Origin of the sequence: Rhizobium tumorigenes (genome assembly GCF_003240565.2) — a bacterium.
Classification (GTDB): Bacteria; Pseudomonadota; Alphaproteobacteria; order Rhizobiales; family Rhizobiaceae; genus Rhizobium; species Rhizobium tumorigenes.
Window position 1 is genome coordinate 166129 of record NZ_CP117260.1, and the last position, 14464, is coordinate 180592.

10 protein-coding genes and 2 pseudogenes are annotated in these 14464 nt (G+C 60.0%); 8 read left to right on the forward strand and 4 right to left on the reverse strand.

The genetic code is table 11. The annotated features are described in order from the left end of the window. Positions 1-94: 94 nt before the first annotated feature. From PR017_RS27715 to PR017_RS27750, 8 genes and pseudogenes are all read left to right on the forward strand, one after another. On the forward strand, positions 95-1045 hold the full coding sequence (locus PR017_RS27715) for an ABC transporter permease (protein ID WP_111218393.1): 951 nt from the start codon (positions 95-97) through the stop codon (positions 1043-1045). Between the two features lie 10 nt (positions 1046-1055). Next, on the forward strand, positions 1056-1940 hold the full coding sequence (locus PR017_RS27720) for an ABC transporter permease (protein ID WP_111218391.1): 885 nt from the start codon (positions 1056-1058) through the stop codon (positions 1938-1940). An 11-nt stretch (positions 1941-1951) separates the two neighbouring features. Next, positions 1952-3275: pseudogene (locus tag PR017_RS27725) on the forward strand (NAD(P)/FAD-dependent oxidoreductase). 139 nt (positions 3276-3414) lie between these two features. Continuing rightward, positions 3415-3566, forward strand: a pseudogene (locus PR017_RS27730) (IS5/IS1182 family transposase); the annotation flags it as partial. A gap of 194 nt (positions 3567-3760) precedes the next feature. Beyond that, complete coding sequence (locus PR017_RS27735; RefSeq protein WP_111218389.1) at positions 3761-4258, forward strand: Csu type fimbrial protein; 498 nt, start codon at positions 3761-3763, stop codon at positions 4256-4258. Positions 4259-4273: 15 nt separating this feature from the next. After that, the gene (locus PR017_RS27740) at positions 4274-4981 is read left to right on the forward strand and encodes a fimbrial biogenesis chaperone (protein WP_111218387.1); all 708 of its coding nucleotides are present in this window, start codon (positions 4274-4276) and stop codon (positions 4979-4981) included. Next, the gene (locus PR017_RS27745) at positions 4974-7367 is read left to right on the forward strand and encodes a fimbria/pilus outer membrane usher protein (RefSeq protein ID WP_161959310.1); all 2394 of its coding nucleotides are present in this window, start codon (positions 4974-4976) and stop codon (positions 7365-7367) included. Before PR017_RS27740 ends, PR017_RS27745 begins: the two co-directional genes overlap by 8 nt. Then, on the forward strand, positions 7364-8335 hold the full coding sequence (locus PR017_RS27750; RefSeq protein ID WP_240538929.1) for a Csu type fimbrial protein: 972 nt from the start codon (positions 7364-7366) through the stop codon (positions 8333-8335). The genes PR017_RS27745 and PR017_RS27750 overlap by 4 nt, the downstream gene beginning before the upstream one ends. Positions 8336-8663: 328 nt before the next feature. On the opposite strand, the gene PR017_RS28645 is transcribed toward PR017_RS27750, so the two are convergent. The 4 genes from PR017_RS28645 to PR017_RS27770 all read right to left on the reverse strand — a co-directional run bounded on the left by PR017_RS28645 (position 8664) and on the right by PR017_RS27770 (position 14316). Further along, the gene (locus PR017_RS28645) at positions 8664-9113 is read right to left on the reverse strand and encodes an acyl-CoA thioesterase (protein WP_111218383.1); all 450 of its coding nucleotides are present in this window, start codon (positions 9111-9113) and stop codon (positions 8664-8666) included. A gap of 91 nt (positions 9114-9204) precedes the next feature. Next, positions 9205-10062 (reverse strand): DUF3313 domain-containing protein, encoded by an 858-nt coding sequence (locus tag PR017_RS27760; protein ID WP_111218381.1) that lies wholly within the window; start codon positions 10060-10062, stop codon positions 9205-9207. 76 nt (positions 10063-10138) lie between these two features. Further along, positions 10139-13243, reverse strand: a complete 3105-nt coding sequence (locus PR017_RS27765; protein WP_111218379.1) for an efflux RND transporter permease subunit — start codon at positions 13241-13243, stop codon at positions 10139-10141. Further along, positions 13240-14316: an efflux RND transporter periplasmic adaptor subunit gene (locus PR017_RS27770; RefSeq protein ID WP_111218377.1), complete on the reverse strand. Its 1077-nt coding sequence runs from the start codon at positions 14314-14316 to the stop codon at positions 13240-13242. The genes PR017_RS27765 and PR017_RS27770 overlap by 4 nt, the downstream gene beginning before the upstream one ends. Positions 14317-14464 lie beyond the last annotated feature (148 nt).

Below are 14464 nucleotides of genomic sequence, written 5' to 3' on the forward strand. Positions count from 1 at the left end.
CGATCCCTTATCCGCCCTCTCCTTTTGCGGGAGGGGGCGAAAGAGGCATTCGACGTCCGGGACCGCGCGTCCCGCAATTATCGGAGAGACCGCGATGCTGCACTATCTTCTGGGCCGTTTATGGCAGAGCCTCATCCTTTTGGTTCTGGTGTCGATGATCGGCTTCGCCGTCCTCAATCTTGCGCCCGGCGGGCCGTTGTCGCAATATGCGCTTACCCCCGGGATGACCAAGGAAACGCTCGATCGCATCTCCGAGCAGATGGGCCTGAACCGGCCGCTGCCGATCCAGTATATCGACTGGCTCTGGCATCTTCTACAGGGTGACTGGGGTCGCTCCTATCGTGACAGCCAGCCGGTGCTCGGCATCATCACCGGGCATCTCTTTGCCACGCTGCTGCTGATGGGCTCATCGACCGTGTTGTCGATTGCCGTCGGGACCTGGGTGGGTATCAAGGGCGCGACCAAGCGCTATTCGATCTTCGATTATTCCGCCACCGTGGGTGCCATGGTCGCCCTGTCGATCCCGACATTCTGGTTCGGACTTGTCGCGATCTATCTGTTTGCCCTCAAATTGCGGTGGCTGCCAGCGGGCAACATGTACACGATCGGCAATGGCTCGGTCAGTGACTACGCCATCCACCTCATCATGCCCACGGTGGTTCTGGCGCTCGTCAACGTCGCCGTCTGGAGCCGCTACATGCGCACCGCAACGCTTGACGTCATCAACCAGGATTTTGTCCGCACCGCAAAAGCCAAGGGGCTATCGGAGCGGCGTGTCCTCATGAAGCACGTCATCGGCAATGCACTCCTGCCGATGATCACCCTGGCGGGGTTGCAGCTTCCAACCATTCTCGGCGGCGCGCTGGTGACCGAGACGGTCTTCACATGGCCAGGCATGGGGCGGCTGTTTCTGGATAGCCTTGGGTACAACGACTATCCGGTTGTCATGGGCCTCCTGATGTTTTCTGCGATCCTCGTGCTGTTCGGCAGTCTCATCGCCGATCTCCTCGTTGCCTTCGTCGACCCGCGCATTCGGCTGAGTTAGGAAAAAGATCATGTCCGCAATCGCTTCCATACCCGGCTCCGGCAAATCCCATTGGTGGCAAAGCCGCACCTTCCGTCGGTTCGCGCGCCACAGGCTTGCCATGATCGGCCTGATCATGATCACGCTGCTGACGCTCGCCTGCGTCATCGGTCCCTACCTGCTGCCGTTCAACGAACTCTATATCGACCTGCGCGCCCGCTTTGCCCCACCGCTGACCGGCTACCACATCTTCGGAACCGATCCGCTTGGTCGCGATCTCGCTGCCCGCCTGTTCATGGCCGGACGCATTTCGCTGCTCGTCGGTTTTTTCGCCATGGTGCTCAGCACGATCTTCGGCACCGTCATCGGTGTCTGCGCCGGCTACTACGGCGGACGTATCGGCGCGGCGCTGATGCGGTTCGTCGATGCCTTCCTGTCGTTTCCCAGTATCTTCCTGCTTCTGGCGCTGGCAGCCTTCATCAAGCCCAGCCCGTTCATGATCACCGTCATCATCGCAGTCACCAGCTGGATGGAGATCGCGCGTATCGTCGAAGCCGAGGTGCGCTCGCTGCGCGAACGGGATTTCGTGCTGGCCGCCCGGATGCTCGGCCTTTCCAACAGCTGGATCATGTTTCGCGAACTCCTGCCGAACGCCATCGGCCCGATCATCGTCGCTGCTACCCTTACAGTCGCGCGTGCCATCCTGCTCGAAGCCTATGTCAGTTTCCTCGGCTACGGCATCCAGCCGCCGCTACCGAGCTGGGGCAATATGCTGAACGGTGCGCAGCAATATCTCGACCGCGCCCCGTGGCTCGCGATCGTACCGGGCGTGGCGATCACACTGGCGGTAACAAGCTTCAACTTCATCGGGGATGGTCTGCGCGATGCACTCGACGCGCGCAGCGATTCAAACTGAAGGGGAGCGGCATGACCCGGTTTTCTCCGTTCAAGACGACCTTATGGTACGACACCGCAACGCCCGCCGTCGAAACGAAAGAGCTGGAGGGTACGGTCAAAGCCGATGTCTGCATCGTTGGCGGGGGCTACACCGGGCTGACCACGGCGCTCGACTTGGCGAGCGACGGCATCAGCGTGGTGCTTCTGGAGAGGGAAGAGATCGGCTTTGGTGGTTCCGGTCGCAACGCCGGTCATTGCACGCCGACGTTCACGCACTACAGCCTGCCGGAGTTGCGCCGCATGCTCGGCGAGCCCTGGGCAGAAAGGCTGATCGCCAGGCAGACCCGCGCCAACGACCGCGTATCCGGCATGATCGAGCGCTACCAGATCCAGTGCGAATGGCAGCAGCACGGCTATGTCATGGGTGCTGCCTATCCCGGCATGATGAAGACAATCGAAGAAAAGGTGCGCACTTACAACGCAGTCGGCGCGAACACCCGCGTCCTGGACAAAGACGAGGTGTCGACGATTACCGGTAGCCCGCGCTTTCACGGCGGCTGGCTGCACGAGGAGGCAGGGCATCTCAATCCTCTCGGTTATTCCCGCGGCCTTGCCCGCGCGGTCATCCAGGAGGGCGGAATTATCCATACGCAATCGCCGGTGACCGGTTGCGAGCGCGACGGAACCGCCTGGGCGATCCGCACACCCAAGGGAAAAGTGGTTGCCGACAAGGTGATTTTCGCCACCGGCGCCTATACGGTTGGCGGATGGCCAAAGCTCGACCAGACCTTCAGAATCCAGAAGGTCTTCGTCGCGGCAACGCAGCCGCTATCGGAAGACGAGCGCCGCTCGATCCTGCCACGCAATACCACCGTCCATGACGGTCGCGGCGATATCTATGTCTACAAGTACAACGCCGAAGGACGGATCGTCGCGTCGATGTTTCCGATGGGTCGGCGCGGTCGCGATATGGAGTATACCCGCAGGGTTATGAGCGACCGGCTGAAATGGCTGCATCCGCAGATCAGGCAGGAGATCCCGGTGGGAGTATTTCTGGTTTGGCGAACTCGACATGCAATACCGAACCGTCCCGCGCCTTTACGACCTGGCACCGGGCGTCGTGGCGCTGACCGGCCTTTCGGGTCGTGGCGTGCCGACCGGCAGCATGCTGGGCGGCATCCTCTCGGACTGGGCAAAAGGCGTTCCGCAGTCAGATCTTTCGCTCAAGGTTGAGCCTCTGACGACGGCATCTCTCTATATGAAATACGGACCGCCGCTGACCCTGCGATACTACCGTGTTGCCGATTGGATCAAGACGAAACTTGCAGGCGCCGCCCTGCCGCCGCATGCCTGATCCGATGCGCACCGCTGGCTTGCGGATAGCGCTGGAAAGAGCAACCCATGCCGTTACTGGCGACGACGTCGCTCACAATATCAATTTCACGTCGGTAATTTAGCGCATGGGCGCGAATCTGGCAGTCTAAAGCCGTCGCAGTGCTGCCATTCTGGACCGCGATGGCGCAGTGGGGCGCTCAAAGCCGTCCTCAGCCGCGGGCCCGCTTTGCGCAAAGTCGTGAAGGTCACATTGCAGATCGTCAAGCGAACAGACAAGGCAAAAGGTTTCGAAGAGCTGCCGCGTAGGTGGTCGTGGAGCATTTCGAGTCAGGTCTCTCAGACAAGGCGGCAACAACCGAACGACGAAATTGACATTTGGCAATTATCAAAAATTGTAGGTTTTAAGTCGCCTTTTAGTTGATATCTATTGTTAATGACGGTTGCATTACCTCTAGCTAATACTTTGGTTGGCGGAACTCATCTGCTGGCACCGTGGAGGGAAACATGAAAAGCAACTGCACTTTGTTCTACACAACTTTTTCCATGTTGGTGCTGCTGGCGGGAACGACATCTGCGCAGACGTCAAGTTCACAATTCAACGTGCAGATGACGATCACATCCGACTGCCAGATCACCTCCGCAGGCAACATGGACTTCGGTTCGACGGGCGTGATCGGCTCCAACAAAGACGCCACCAGTGCCATCGTCGTCCAGTGCACTAGTGGCACTGCCTATAACATTGGCCTGGACACAGGCCGCGGTGTCGGGGCAACGGTCACCACGCGCTACATGACCGGGCCTGCCACTGCAAAGCTCGGCTATTCGCTGTTCACGGATACCGGCCGCACCACCACTTGGGGCAATACCGTCAGCACCAATACAATGAGTGCAACAGGCACTGGCTCCACCCAGTCTTATACGGTCTATGGGCGTGTACCGCCGCAGGCTACGCCGGCGCCCGGCGCCTATACCGACATCGTCGCCGTCACCCTCACATATTGATCGAGGAGAAACCTCATGCGTTCTATTGCCTTCGCCTTGGCGATGACGGCGGCTATCGGCTGCGCGTCGATAGTCTCGGCCGCGTCGCTCCGGGTCGCGCCTGTAGTCATCGACCTGACCGCACCGACGTCCAGCTCCCACATCACGCTCTGGAACGATGCGGCCAAGCCGATCAACGTCCAGGTCCGCATCTTCAAGTGGGACCAGGCCACAGGGGCGGACGTCCTCATGCCCGCGCAGGACGTGATGGTGAGCCCGCCGATTACCAGCATGAAGCCGGGGGCCCAGAACCTCGTGCGCATCGTACGTACGTCGAAAGCGCCGGTCAGCGGCGAGGAAAGCTATCGCCTGGTGGTGGACGAACTGCCGACAGCTGGTCCGCAGGCAGCCACCGTCGTCATGGTGGTGCGTCATTCCATCCCTGTGTTTTTCTCCCAGGATCAGGTCTCCGCTCCGTCCGTTGAATGGGACATCAAGCCTTCGGTGGGTGGTTATCAAGTGACTGCGATCAATCGCGGCCAGCGGCGTTTCAAGGTGGCCAATCTCAGCCTGAAGACCGGGACAGCGACCATTGGCAGGCGCGACGGCCTCGTCGGCTATGTGTTGGGAGGATCGAGCGTCAGCTGGTTTGTGGCCGGCAAGAAGACAGCCGCGGCTTTGACTGTGTCGGGCGAAAACGAGGGCGGTAGCTTCAATGCCAAGACGAAACTCATGGGTGGCTGACCCCTGCCTTGTTTTCGCTGCTGGCCTCGTATTGCTTTCCTTCAGTGACCAAGGCTTTGGACGCGATAGACGCGTAACGTTACCCGCTATTGCACAAGAGACGGCGCGTGAACTCCAGCTCGAAGTGCTGGTCAACGGCAAGCCCAGTGGCCTCATCGCGGCGGTGAGACAGCTTTCTGGCGGTCGCTTGGCGATCCAGCCGGAGCAACTGCAAAATTGCGGCATAGCGCCGGCGCGGGAAGCGGCCTTACCCGATGGCTGGCTCGACATTGCAAAGCTGCCGGGCGTTACCTTCGACTACGATGAGGCGAAGCAGACACTCGCCTTCACCGCCGCGCTACACAGTCTCGCCACGCTCAAGATCACGTCCGGAGAGACAGGGGGATCGGGTCGCCGGTCACCAAAAAGCGCAATCGGCGGGCTCGTCAACTACACCCTCTATGCTTCCACTGAGACCGAGAAGGTTGGCAATCCCTGGAGCTTCAGCGGTCTCTCGGGCGCTTTCGAGGCCCGCATGTTCAGCCCTCTGGGGCTCCTGACATCGTCCCAGCTCGTAGCGTTCTCGCCCAACGACATCTACTCCGGCGCACGGCTGGAGACGGCCTGGTCCTACGACGACCAGGAAAGCATGATGAGTTATCAAGTCGGCGACATCATCACCGGCGGTCTCGGCTGGAGCCGGCCGGTTCGGATGAGCGGCGTCCAGATACAGCGCAACTTCGGCCTGCGGCCGGATCTGGTCACCATGCCTCTTCCTGGGATGTCAGGTTCGGCCGCAGTTCCCTCAACTGTCGACGTTTATGTCAATAATACGCACCGTCTGTCGCAAGACGTGCCGGCCGGCCCCTTCGCCATCTCCGATGTCCCTGTGTTGACGGGAAACGGAACGGCGAGGCTCGTTGTGCGCGATGCCCTGGGACGTCAGACCGTGACGGAAACACCGTTCTACGCCTCCGCCGATCTGCTGGCTTCCAAACTGTTCGACTACTCCGCAGAGTTCGGTTTTGCCCGCCGACAGTATGGCGTTCAGTCCTTCGCCTACGACGATCGCCCGATGGGCTCTGCCACCGGACGGTTAGGTGTCGCCGACTGGCTGACGCTGGAAGGCCATGGCGAGGCTGGCGAGAACTTCTGGACCGCCGGTCTAGGCACTACGGCCGGTCTCGGAAGATACGGGATCGTCAACCTATCCGGCGCCATGAGCCAAGGCGACGGCAATGGCTACTTGGCATCGGCAAGCGTCGAGACGGCGTTCTGGGGAATGCAGTTGCGGGCCAGCACGCAACGCACCTTCGGCGATTATGTGGATATTGCTGCGGTCACCGCCGATGACGTGAGTTTGCCCGGCAGCGTTGGCAACTTCGCCCGCAGCGGCGGGCCAGCGCGCGGCCTTGACCAGGTCAACCTATCGATGCCCCTGAGCTTCGATCCCACGGTTCTCAACCTCAGCCTCACCCATGTGGAAACGGCCCGGGGAGACCGGTCGAGAATCGCCGGCCTGACGGCAAGCCGTCAGATCGGCGGGCGCGGCAATGCCTTTGTCACGGCGTATACGGACGTCGAGCGCAGCAACTCCTACGGCATTTTCGGTGGGTTGAGCTGGTCGTTCGGAGGTGGTGCCCGCGCTTCGACGGGGGTGACCGCAGACGGCTACGGGGCATCCGTCGTTGCGGAAACGGCTGGACGCCGTGAGCTGCAGAACGGCACGTTGGACTGGCGCGCAGGCGCTTCCGCAGGAAGTAGAAACACCCGATCGGTCGGCGCAACCTATAGCGGTGCGGCGGGCAATGCGGCCGTGACTGTACAGCAGGTCGGCAGCGACCTCAATCTGCGAGGGCAACTCGATGGTGCCGTGGTGGTTGCCGGGGGCGACGTTTTCCTGACGGACAGGGTGGATGACGGCCTCGCAGTGGTCGACGTGGGCCTGCCGGACGTCGACGTCCAGTTCGAGAACCGGCCGATCGGCAAGACCAACAAGAACGGGAAGATGCTGGTCACTGGCCTTCGCGCCTTCGAAGAGAATACGATCAGCATCGACGCCGAAACGCTGCCGCCTGGCGCCACGGTCGAGGCCGTATCGCAGAAGGTTATGCCGCGCAAGCGGAGCGGCGTCGTCGTCGGCTTCAAGACGAGGGACACGAGCGAGGCTGTCACCATCACCCTGCGGCGTCAGGATGGAACCTATGTCGAGGCGGGGTCACTCTTGCGCGTCGAAGGCAGCGACGACCGCCATATCGTCGGATACGACGGCCAGGCCTATCTAGCGGGCCTGACCGGACCGACCCGGCTGACCATCGAGACATCGGGCCGCCCGCCGTGCCGAGTAGAGATCGATCCTGCCGCATCAAAAGCCTTCAATCCAGCCATTTGCGGAGAAGTCGAATGAGCATACACAAGGTCATGCTTGGCCTGCTGGGCGTCGTTACCAGTATCGGTTTTACATTGGCAGCGATGCCGGCCAACGCGCAGAGTTGCACGGTCACTATGGCGAACTTAAACTTCGGCACGGTCAACCTGCTGGGTGGCGCCAGTGTCGACAGTTCGACAACCGTTTCGATCAACTGTTCAAACACCTTAAACGTCAGCACAAATGTCCGCGTCTGCATCAACGTCGGCGGGGGCAGTGGCGGAATGGTGGGTGGTGCGCGGACGATGGCAAATGGTGCAAACCTGCTGCAGTACCAGCTTTACCAGGATGCCTCACGCTCGACACCCTTGGGCTCGCTCGATCTGCCGGCTTTGGGCGCGCCGCAGCCATTCGACCTCTTATTGCTACCACTAACAAGTGCATCGATGACCCGGTCCGTCTACGGGCGTATTCTTGCCACCCAGCCGACAACGCCCGGCGGCGCCTACTCTTCGCTGTTCACAGGTAGCTCGTTTCGCGTAAACTGGACACCGTACACTCTCACCGCCCCGGCCTGCAGCTCCGTGACTCAAAACCCGACATTCTCCGCCTTCTCAGTGCAGAGCTTTGTTGATCGCACGTGTAGCGTCACGGCGCAGAACTTGAACTTTGGCTCCCAGGGACTGCTCAAGACCAAGGTCGATGCTTCCACAGATCTGTCCGTCACCTGCACGTCCGGCTTGCCATTTTCCATCAGCCTCAATGGCGGCTTGACCAATGCGGTGCCGGCGCAACGCAAGATGACGAACGGCACAAATTCGATCACATACGGGCTGTTCCGGGATGCGGCAAGGTCGCAGCTGTGGGGTAGCTTAGCGGGGCTCCTCGCTTCGGGCACTGGTACCGGCCTCGTGCAGCGGCTCGTCGTCTATGGCCGGGTACCGGCACAGACAACACCGCCTATTGGGACCTACAGCGACACAGTCGTCGTGACTATAACATATTGACCTCGTTTTGGCGGAACGCTCTGATACATCAATAGAGGCCTACTGAAGCTCGTAGCGCTGCGCTGGCACCAGCTGGCGCAGCCCGGCAGTATTTGCCAGCGCGTATTTAGATCGTCGCCCGCGAGGCTTTGTTGCAAAGAACGTTGAGAGTTTCAGCTGGGTTTGCGCCAGAAAGGCTTTGCCGGGCTTGGATGACGGATAGATCCGGCTGGCTATCCGCCGGAAGCGCGACCGAGGCCGATCTGCGGCAGTTTCATTATCGAATTTCGAGGCGGCTGGCGGCAGATCGTTCGAATGCCATCCCCAATCATAAGGTTCCCCTAAGCTGTCACGCAGGCAGGAAGGTCTTTATGATCTCCTTTGCCAAGCGATGGGGACGTCGCGTCGCGGCGTTTATGCAGCACCAGGAGCTTTCTATCTCGGCGCAAAGCTCATCGCGGTGCTTCACCCGTGTGGTAAAGGACGCCCGGGGTCCAGAAGCGTGGGTCGCTGTCACCAACACATGGATCGGATCGCCCAAGAGCACCGGCTTTCTATATCGGATGTGATGGGCCAGCGCGACCCAGACCAGATCATTTCTGGCGTCGATTGGTGCGATGTGATGCCAGTAGCCGAGCACGGCTTCCTGCACCCACTGAAGATAGACGGAATTGTTGACGTGCCCCTGCTGATCGATGTCAGCCGGTGAAACGGTAATTGAAAGATTGAATGTGGGTGCGCTTGACGAAAGAAGCGAAGGCTCAGGGCGCTGCCTACGATCAACGGGTGGACATATCAATGGTCATGCTCTCGGTGGTTGGGGACGCGGCCTGGCTGACGCGGGCCAGGAAGGGCTTTGCCTTTTGAAAAGTGACGCAGCGGTCAGGCGCCTAGAGCTTCGGACCATGATCTGCCCATGATGGCGGCGCGCCGAGGAGGCCGAGGGCCAGTCCCGGGATTCCGGGCGAACGGCCGTAAGCTTCGCATGCGGCGTTCTTCGGCGCGCCTCCGAGTTGCGACTGCAATTTCTGCCGGGACGGGAGCGACAGGTTCAAGCCGGAGGTCTTCTTTCCCTTTGCAAGCATTTCCGCGAACTGACCGGCAAAGGACGACGCAAGGCCGTAAGCGTCCCCGACTTCGGAAATGCGAGCCTCGTTGGTGATAGAGTTGGCGCCGCGGGACCAGACAATAGCCGCCCTCTGTATCCCGTTATTGTCGAGGGCCTCCGCTTCCACCGCGAGGCCACCCAATCCAATGGGCAGACGAGGCACGCCGACGGGCAGGACGACCGAGCTTCCGAGACTGACCGCCGTAGACAAGCCGGCCGCGAACTTGCCGGTTGGAACTATGTCCGTAATGACGACCTTTACGATGATGTCGGCGGGCTCACCGGGACCGACGACATGGTATTTATCACTGAGGTCAACGCATAGCGCGCGATCAAGCGCATTGGAAACAAGACGGCCGTTGCCGATGTTGTGAACACGCGAGTAGGCTTCGGGTGACAACCGCGTCGGTGATATGGCAATTGAACTGGCTGCTAGCAACGCCGGTGTATCGACGTAGGAGCGGGACTTGGTGAAACGCCCTTCGCTTGCTCCCAGACTGCTGTACGAAGTCAGCGACCCGGACTCCGTGAGAGGAACCGAGCTGCAACTTCCAAGACTGAGGCTGACACAAAGTCCGGCCGCCTTCCAGCTGACGCGACGAGTCTTGAAAACGTGCTGGCTCAAGTCTTTGTTCGTCATAGCTATTAAAGTCCTACCTTAATTGAGATAAACATTGTCGTGGAATGGGACTTTGGTGTTGCGGCGCTCACTTCCGTCAACTCATGTCCTCGGCGCTCCGCGAGGGTCCCGCCGGAGCAGTCCGCCTGCCTTCTGCCGCAAGTAAAAGCGACATCGCGCAGGGCAGGAGAGTCAGGGTCAAGAGTGTGGCAACCGCAAGCCCGCCGATGATTGCTGATGCCATCGGGCCCCAAAAGATTTCGGACGCGATTGGGATCATGCCGAGGATTGCAGCGCAGGCTGTCAGGACGATGGGCCGCGCACGGTGCAGGGACGCCGCAATGATCGCCTCGTTGGGTAGTTTTCCCCGGGCAACGTTCTGGTCGATCTCCTGAATGAGAATGACCGAGTTGCGAATAATCATGCCGGCAAGGGCGATCACACCGAGTTGCGCGACGAATCCCATTGGCGTGCCCGTCGGCAGCATCGCAAGAACCACACCCACAAGCCCAAATGGCGCCATCAGAAGGGCAAGCGCCATGCGTGTGAAACTCTGCAGTTGGATCATGAGGAGCGCGACGATGACGAATATCATGACAGGAATGACCGCGAAGATGGAGGAATTGCCCTTCTCGGATTCTTCCGTGATGCCGCCTGCGGTGATGGTGTAGCCGGAGGGAAGTTCCTGACGCAGCGCGTTAAGCTGTTCGTCGACCTTTCCAGCGACCGTTGCGGCCAGGGCGCCATTCTGGACGTCCGACTGCACGATGATCATCGGTTTGCCTTGCCACCGCCAGATGATCGGGTCTTCCATGCCATAGGCAACCGTCGCCACCTGTCGGAGCGGTACATGGCTTCCATCGCCGGTACGCAGCTCAATATTGCTCACCTCGGAAACGGATGTGCGGTCAGGCTCAGTGCCCTTGACGACGACGTCCACCAGCCTGTTCCTGTCGCGGATCGTCGTGACGGTCGACCCGGAGAAGATCGCTGCGATCTGGTTGGTGATCGATTCCGAGCTCATCCCGAGCGCACGGGCCTCGATCTGGTTCACCAGGATGGTCACGCTTTTTTGCGGCTCCCCGGCGGTCATATTGATGTCTCGGGCATCCGGATTGCTGCCGATGACGGATGCTACTTTTGCCGAGAAGACGCGAACCTGCTGATAGTCAGGCCCGGACACCCGAAATTTCAGAGGCCAACCGACGGGAGGCCCAAGTTCGAGCGGCGAGACGCGCGTCACCAGATCCGAGAAATTCTCGTCCAGGGCCGTTTCGATTCTCTGGCGAACGGCCTCCCTCGCCTCGACGCTCTTGGCGACCACAACGGTTTCAGTCACGTTGTCGTTGTCGAGTTGAAGGTCCATCGGAAGGTAGAAGCGGACGGATCCAGATCCGACATAGGTGGTATAGTGATCGATGTCCGGGTCCTTGGCGAGAACGTCCTCCAGCTGCCTCGCGCGGATCTCCGTTGCTGCTCGCGACGCGTTCTGGGGCAGCGTCAGGCCAACCAGCAGCTCCGGCCTGTCGGATGCCGGGAAGAATTGCTGCTCGAGGCGACCGACACCCGCAACTGCAAGGCCGAAGGCCACAAGCGAGAAGATGATCGTCAACCATCGATGCCGCAGTATCCAGGTCAGACTCCTTCGGTAGAGAGTCGATATCCGGCCCGCATCGGCGTGAGAGTGAGTCAGGGCCTTCGGCAATATCCACGTGCCGAGAAGCGGCGAAAACAGAACCGCTACGATCCAGGACGACGACAGTGCAATGAGGATCACCATGAACAGGGAGAATGTATATTCTCCGGCACTGGACGCGGCGAAGCCGACGGGAATGAAGCCGGCGATCATGACCGCTGTACCGGTGAGCATGGGGAAGGCGGTCGTCTCGTATGCGTATGTCGCGGCAACTGAGCGTGATTTGCCGTTCTCCAGGCAGGAGACCATGCTTTCGACGGTGATCATGGCGTCATCGACCAGCAGACCAAGGGCGATGATGAGAGCACCGAGAGAGATACGCTGAAGACCGACGCCGGCGATTTCCATGCCGAAAAACGTCAGTGCCAGGACGAGAGGTATGGAGATCGTCACGACCAGGCCGGCCCGTGTGCCCAGCGAGACAAAGGAAACAGCAAGCACGATAATGATTGCTTCGACCAGGACTTTCGTGAAGCCGTCGACCGCATCCTCGACCACCGTAGACTGATCGGCGACCTGGGTCATTTCGACACCGGCTGGCAGCTGGGATGCAATGGCGTTCATTTGCTTTTTCAGCGCTTGGCCAAAAGTCAGGAGGTTGCCGTCTTTAGCCATGGAAATAGCAAGCGCGATCACCTCCTTGCCATTGACGCGCACGGATGGTGCGGGCGGGTCAACGATGCCTCGAGAGATGGTTGCTATCGAATCGAGCCTGACATATCGACCGCCGAGCTTCAGCGTCATATCTTTGAGATTGTCCTCGGAAGCGAAAGCCCCGCTGACCCGGACGGAGATCTTTTCTTCCGTCGTCTGGACCAATCCGGCTGGGTTGACCGAGTTTTGGGCACGGATAGCCTCGACTGCGGCAGCTGGATCAATCCCGAGACTGGCAAGTTTACCCGGCGAGAACTCGATCAGGACCTGTTCTTCCTGGGTGCCGAGCAGGATGACCTTGCCGATGTCGGGTAGCGAGAGAATTGCGTCGCGGATCGCCTCAACGCGATCCGTCAGTTCCCTTTGGCTAAATCCGTCGCCATGGAACGCGTAGATGCTTCCATAGGTGTCGCCGAATTCATCGTCGAAGAAAGGCCCGGAGACGCCTTCCGGAAGCGTCGCTGAGATATCCGACATCTTCTTGCGAACGATATACCAGATTCCATCCACCTCTGCGGGCGGCGTGTCGTCGCGCAAATTCACCATGATCACGGCCTGACCGGGGCGCGTATAGCTTTGCGTGTAGTCGAGGTGTGGGGTTTCGGAGAGTTTCTTTTCAAGTTTATCGGTCAGCAGACTGACAGTGTCATTGACGCTCGCCCCGGGCCAATTGGCGCTGACGACCATCGTCTTGATGGTGAACGGCGGGTCTTCGTTGCGAGACAGCTTCAGATAGCTCAGCACGCCGGCCGTGACCGCCGCGAGCATCAGGAAAATCACCAGCGAGCGGTGGGTAATCGCCCATATGGAGAGATTGAAGCGGTTCGAGGGGGGGCTCGGCTGAGGGCTCATAGGCGGTCGTCTTTCTCGATGGTGACAGCTTCCCCGTCACGCAGCTTGGTGACACCGGCTGTCGCAACGAGATCGCCGTCCCCGAGGCCATCGGAAACGAGCATGCTCTTGCCCGCGTACCGCTCAATCTTGACGGTCCGTGCTTGAATGGTTTTGCTCTGGGGCATGTAGACAAATACGGCCTGATCCTGTCCGAGACGGGCCATTGCCGCCGACGGGACCTCGAACAGGCGCTTTGGCGAAAGGATTACCTTGCCGCTGACGGCAGCGCCCATCGGGAAGCCCTGAACCGGGTTTTTCAAGGTCACCCTGACGCGATAGGTTCGGGTTGTTGCGTCGGCTGACGGCGTGACTTCCCGTACTTTTCCCGTTGCGGTCTTGCTGGGGTCGGATAGGAGACTGATCTGTACCTCGGGGTCGGTCAGGTTCTCGTTCCACAATTGCTCGGGGATATCGAAAACCGCATCCAGCTCGGCGTTCGAGCTCAACGTCAGCACGGTCTGGCCGGAGGTAACGACCTGACCTTCGTTGGCTGAGACGCCGGAGACTATACCATCCCGATCAGCTTTCAGGTCCGTGTAGGAGAGAGACTGTCTCGCGCTATCCAAAGTCGCGTTGGCGGCCTCCAGCTTGGATTTTGCTGCCTGGAGATTGGCGTCGCCTTGCTGAACCTGCGCGCGCGAAATCGCATTTTTTGAAAAGAGTTCCCAATTGCGCGCTGCGGTGAGCTCGGCAAGCCCGACGTCGGATTTTGCCACATCGACCTGGGCCGACGCCGACGAGACGTTGATCGATGACGGGATCTTGTCGACTCTGGCGAGAATATCGCCCGCCTTGACGGAAGAACCGTTCTCGATCCGAAACACGATCTGGCCATCCAGCCGGAAGCTCATCGGGATCTGATACCGCGGCTGGACCTCGCCGGTTTGACGGAAGGTTTCGCCAATAAGCTCCGACTTGACCGATACAACCCTGATGGCGTGCGCCCTTGCCTGAGGGGCCGCGTCGTCCGAGCAGGCAGTCAGTCCTGCTGCACACAGGGCGGCGCAACAGGCAAGGATACGGCTGAGCATGGGCACTCCGGTATGGCTATATGCCGCTCGAGAAAGCGGCGCAAATTCGATGCCTCATCTCTGCCACAGGGGTTTCAGCGCGCGCATTGCATTGTGTAAAGTTTTGTTTCAGCCGAAGTGCCGATCTTGCCCGCTTGCAACAAAACTT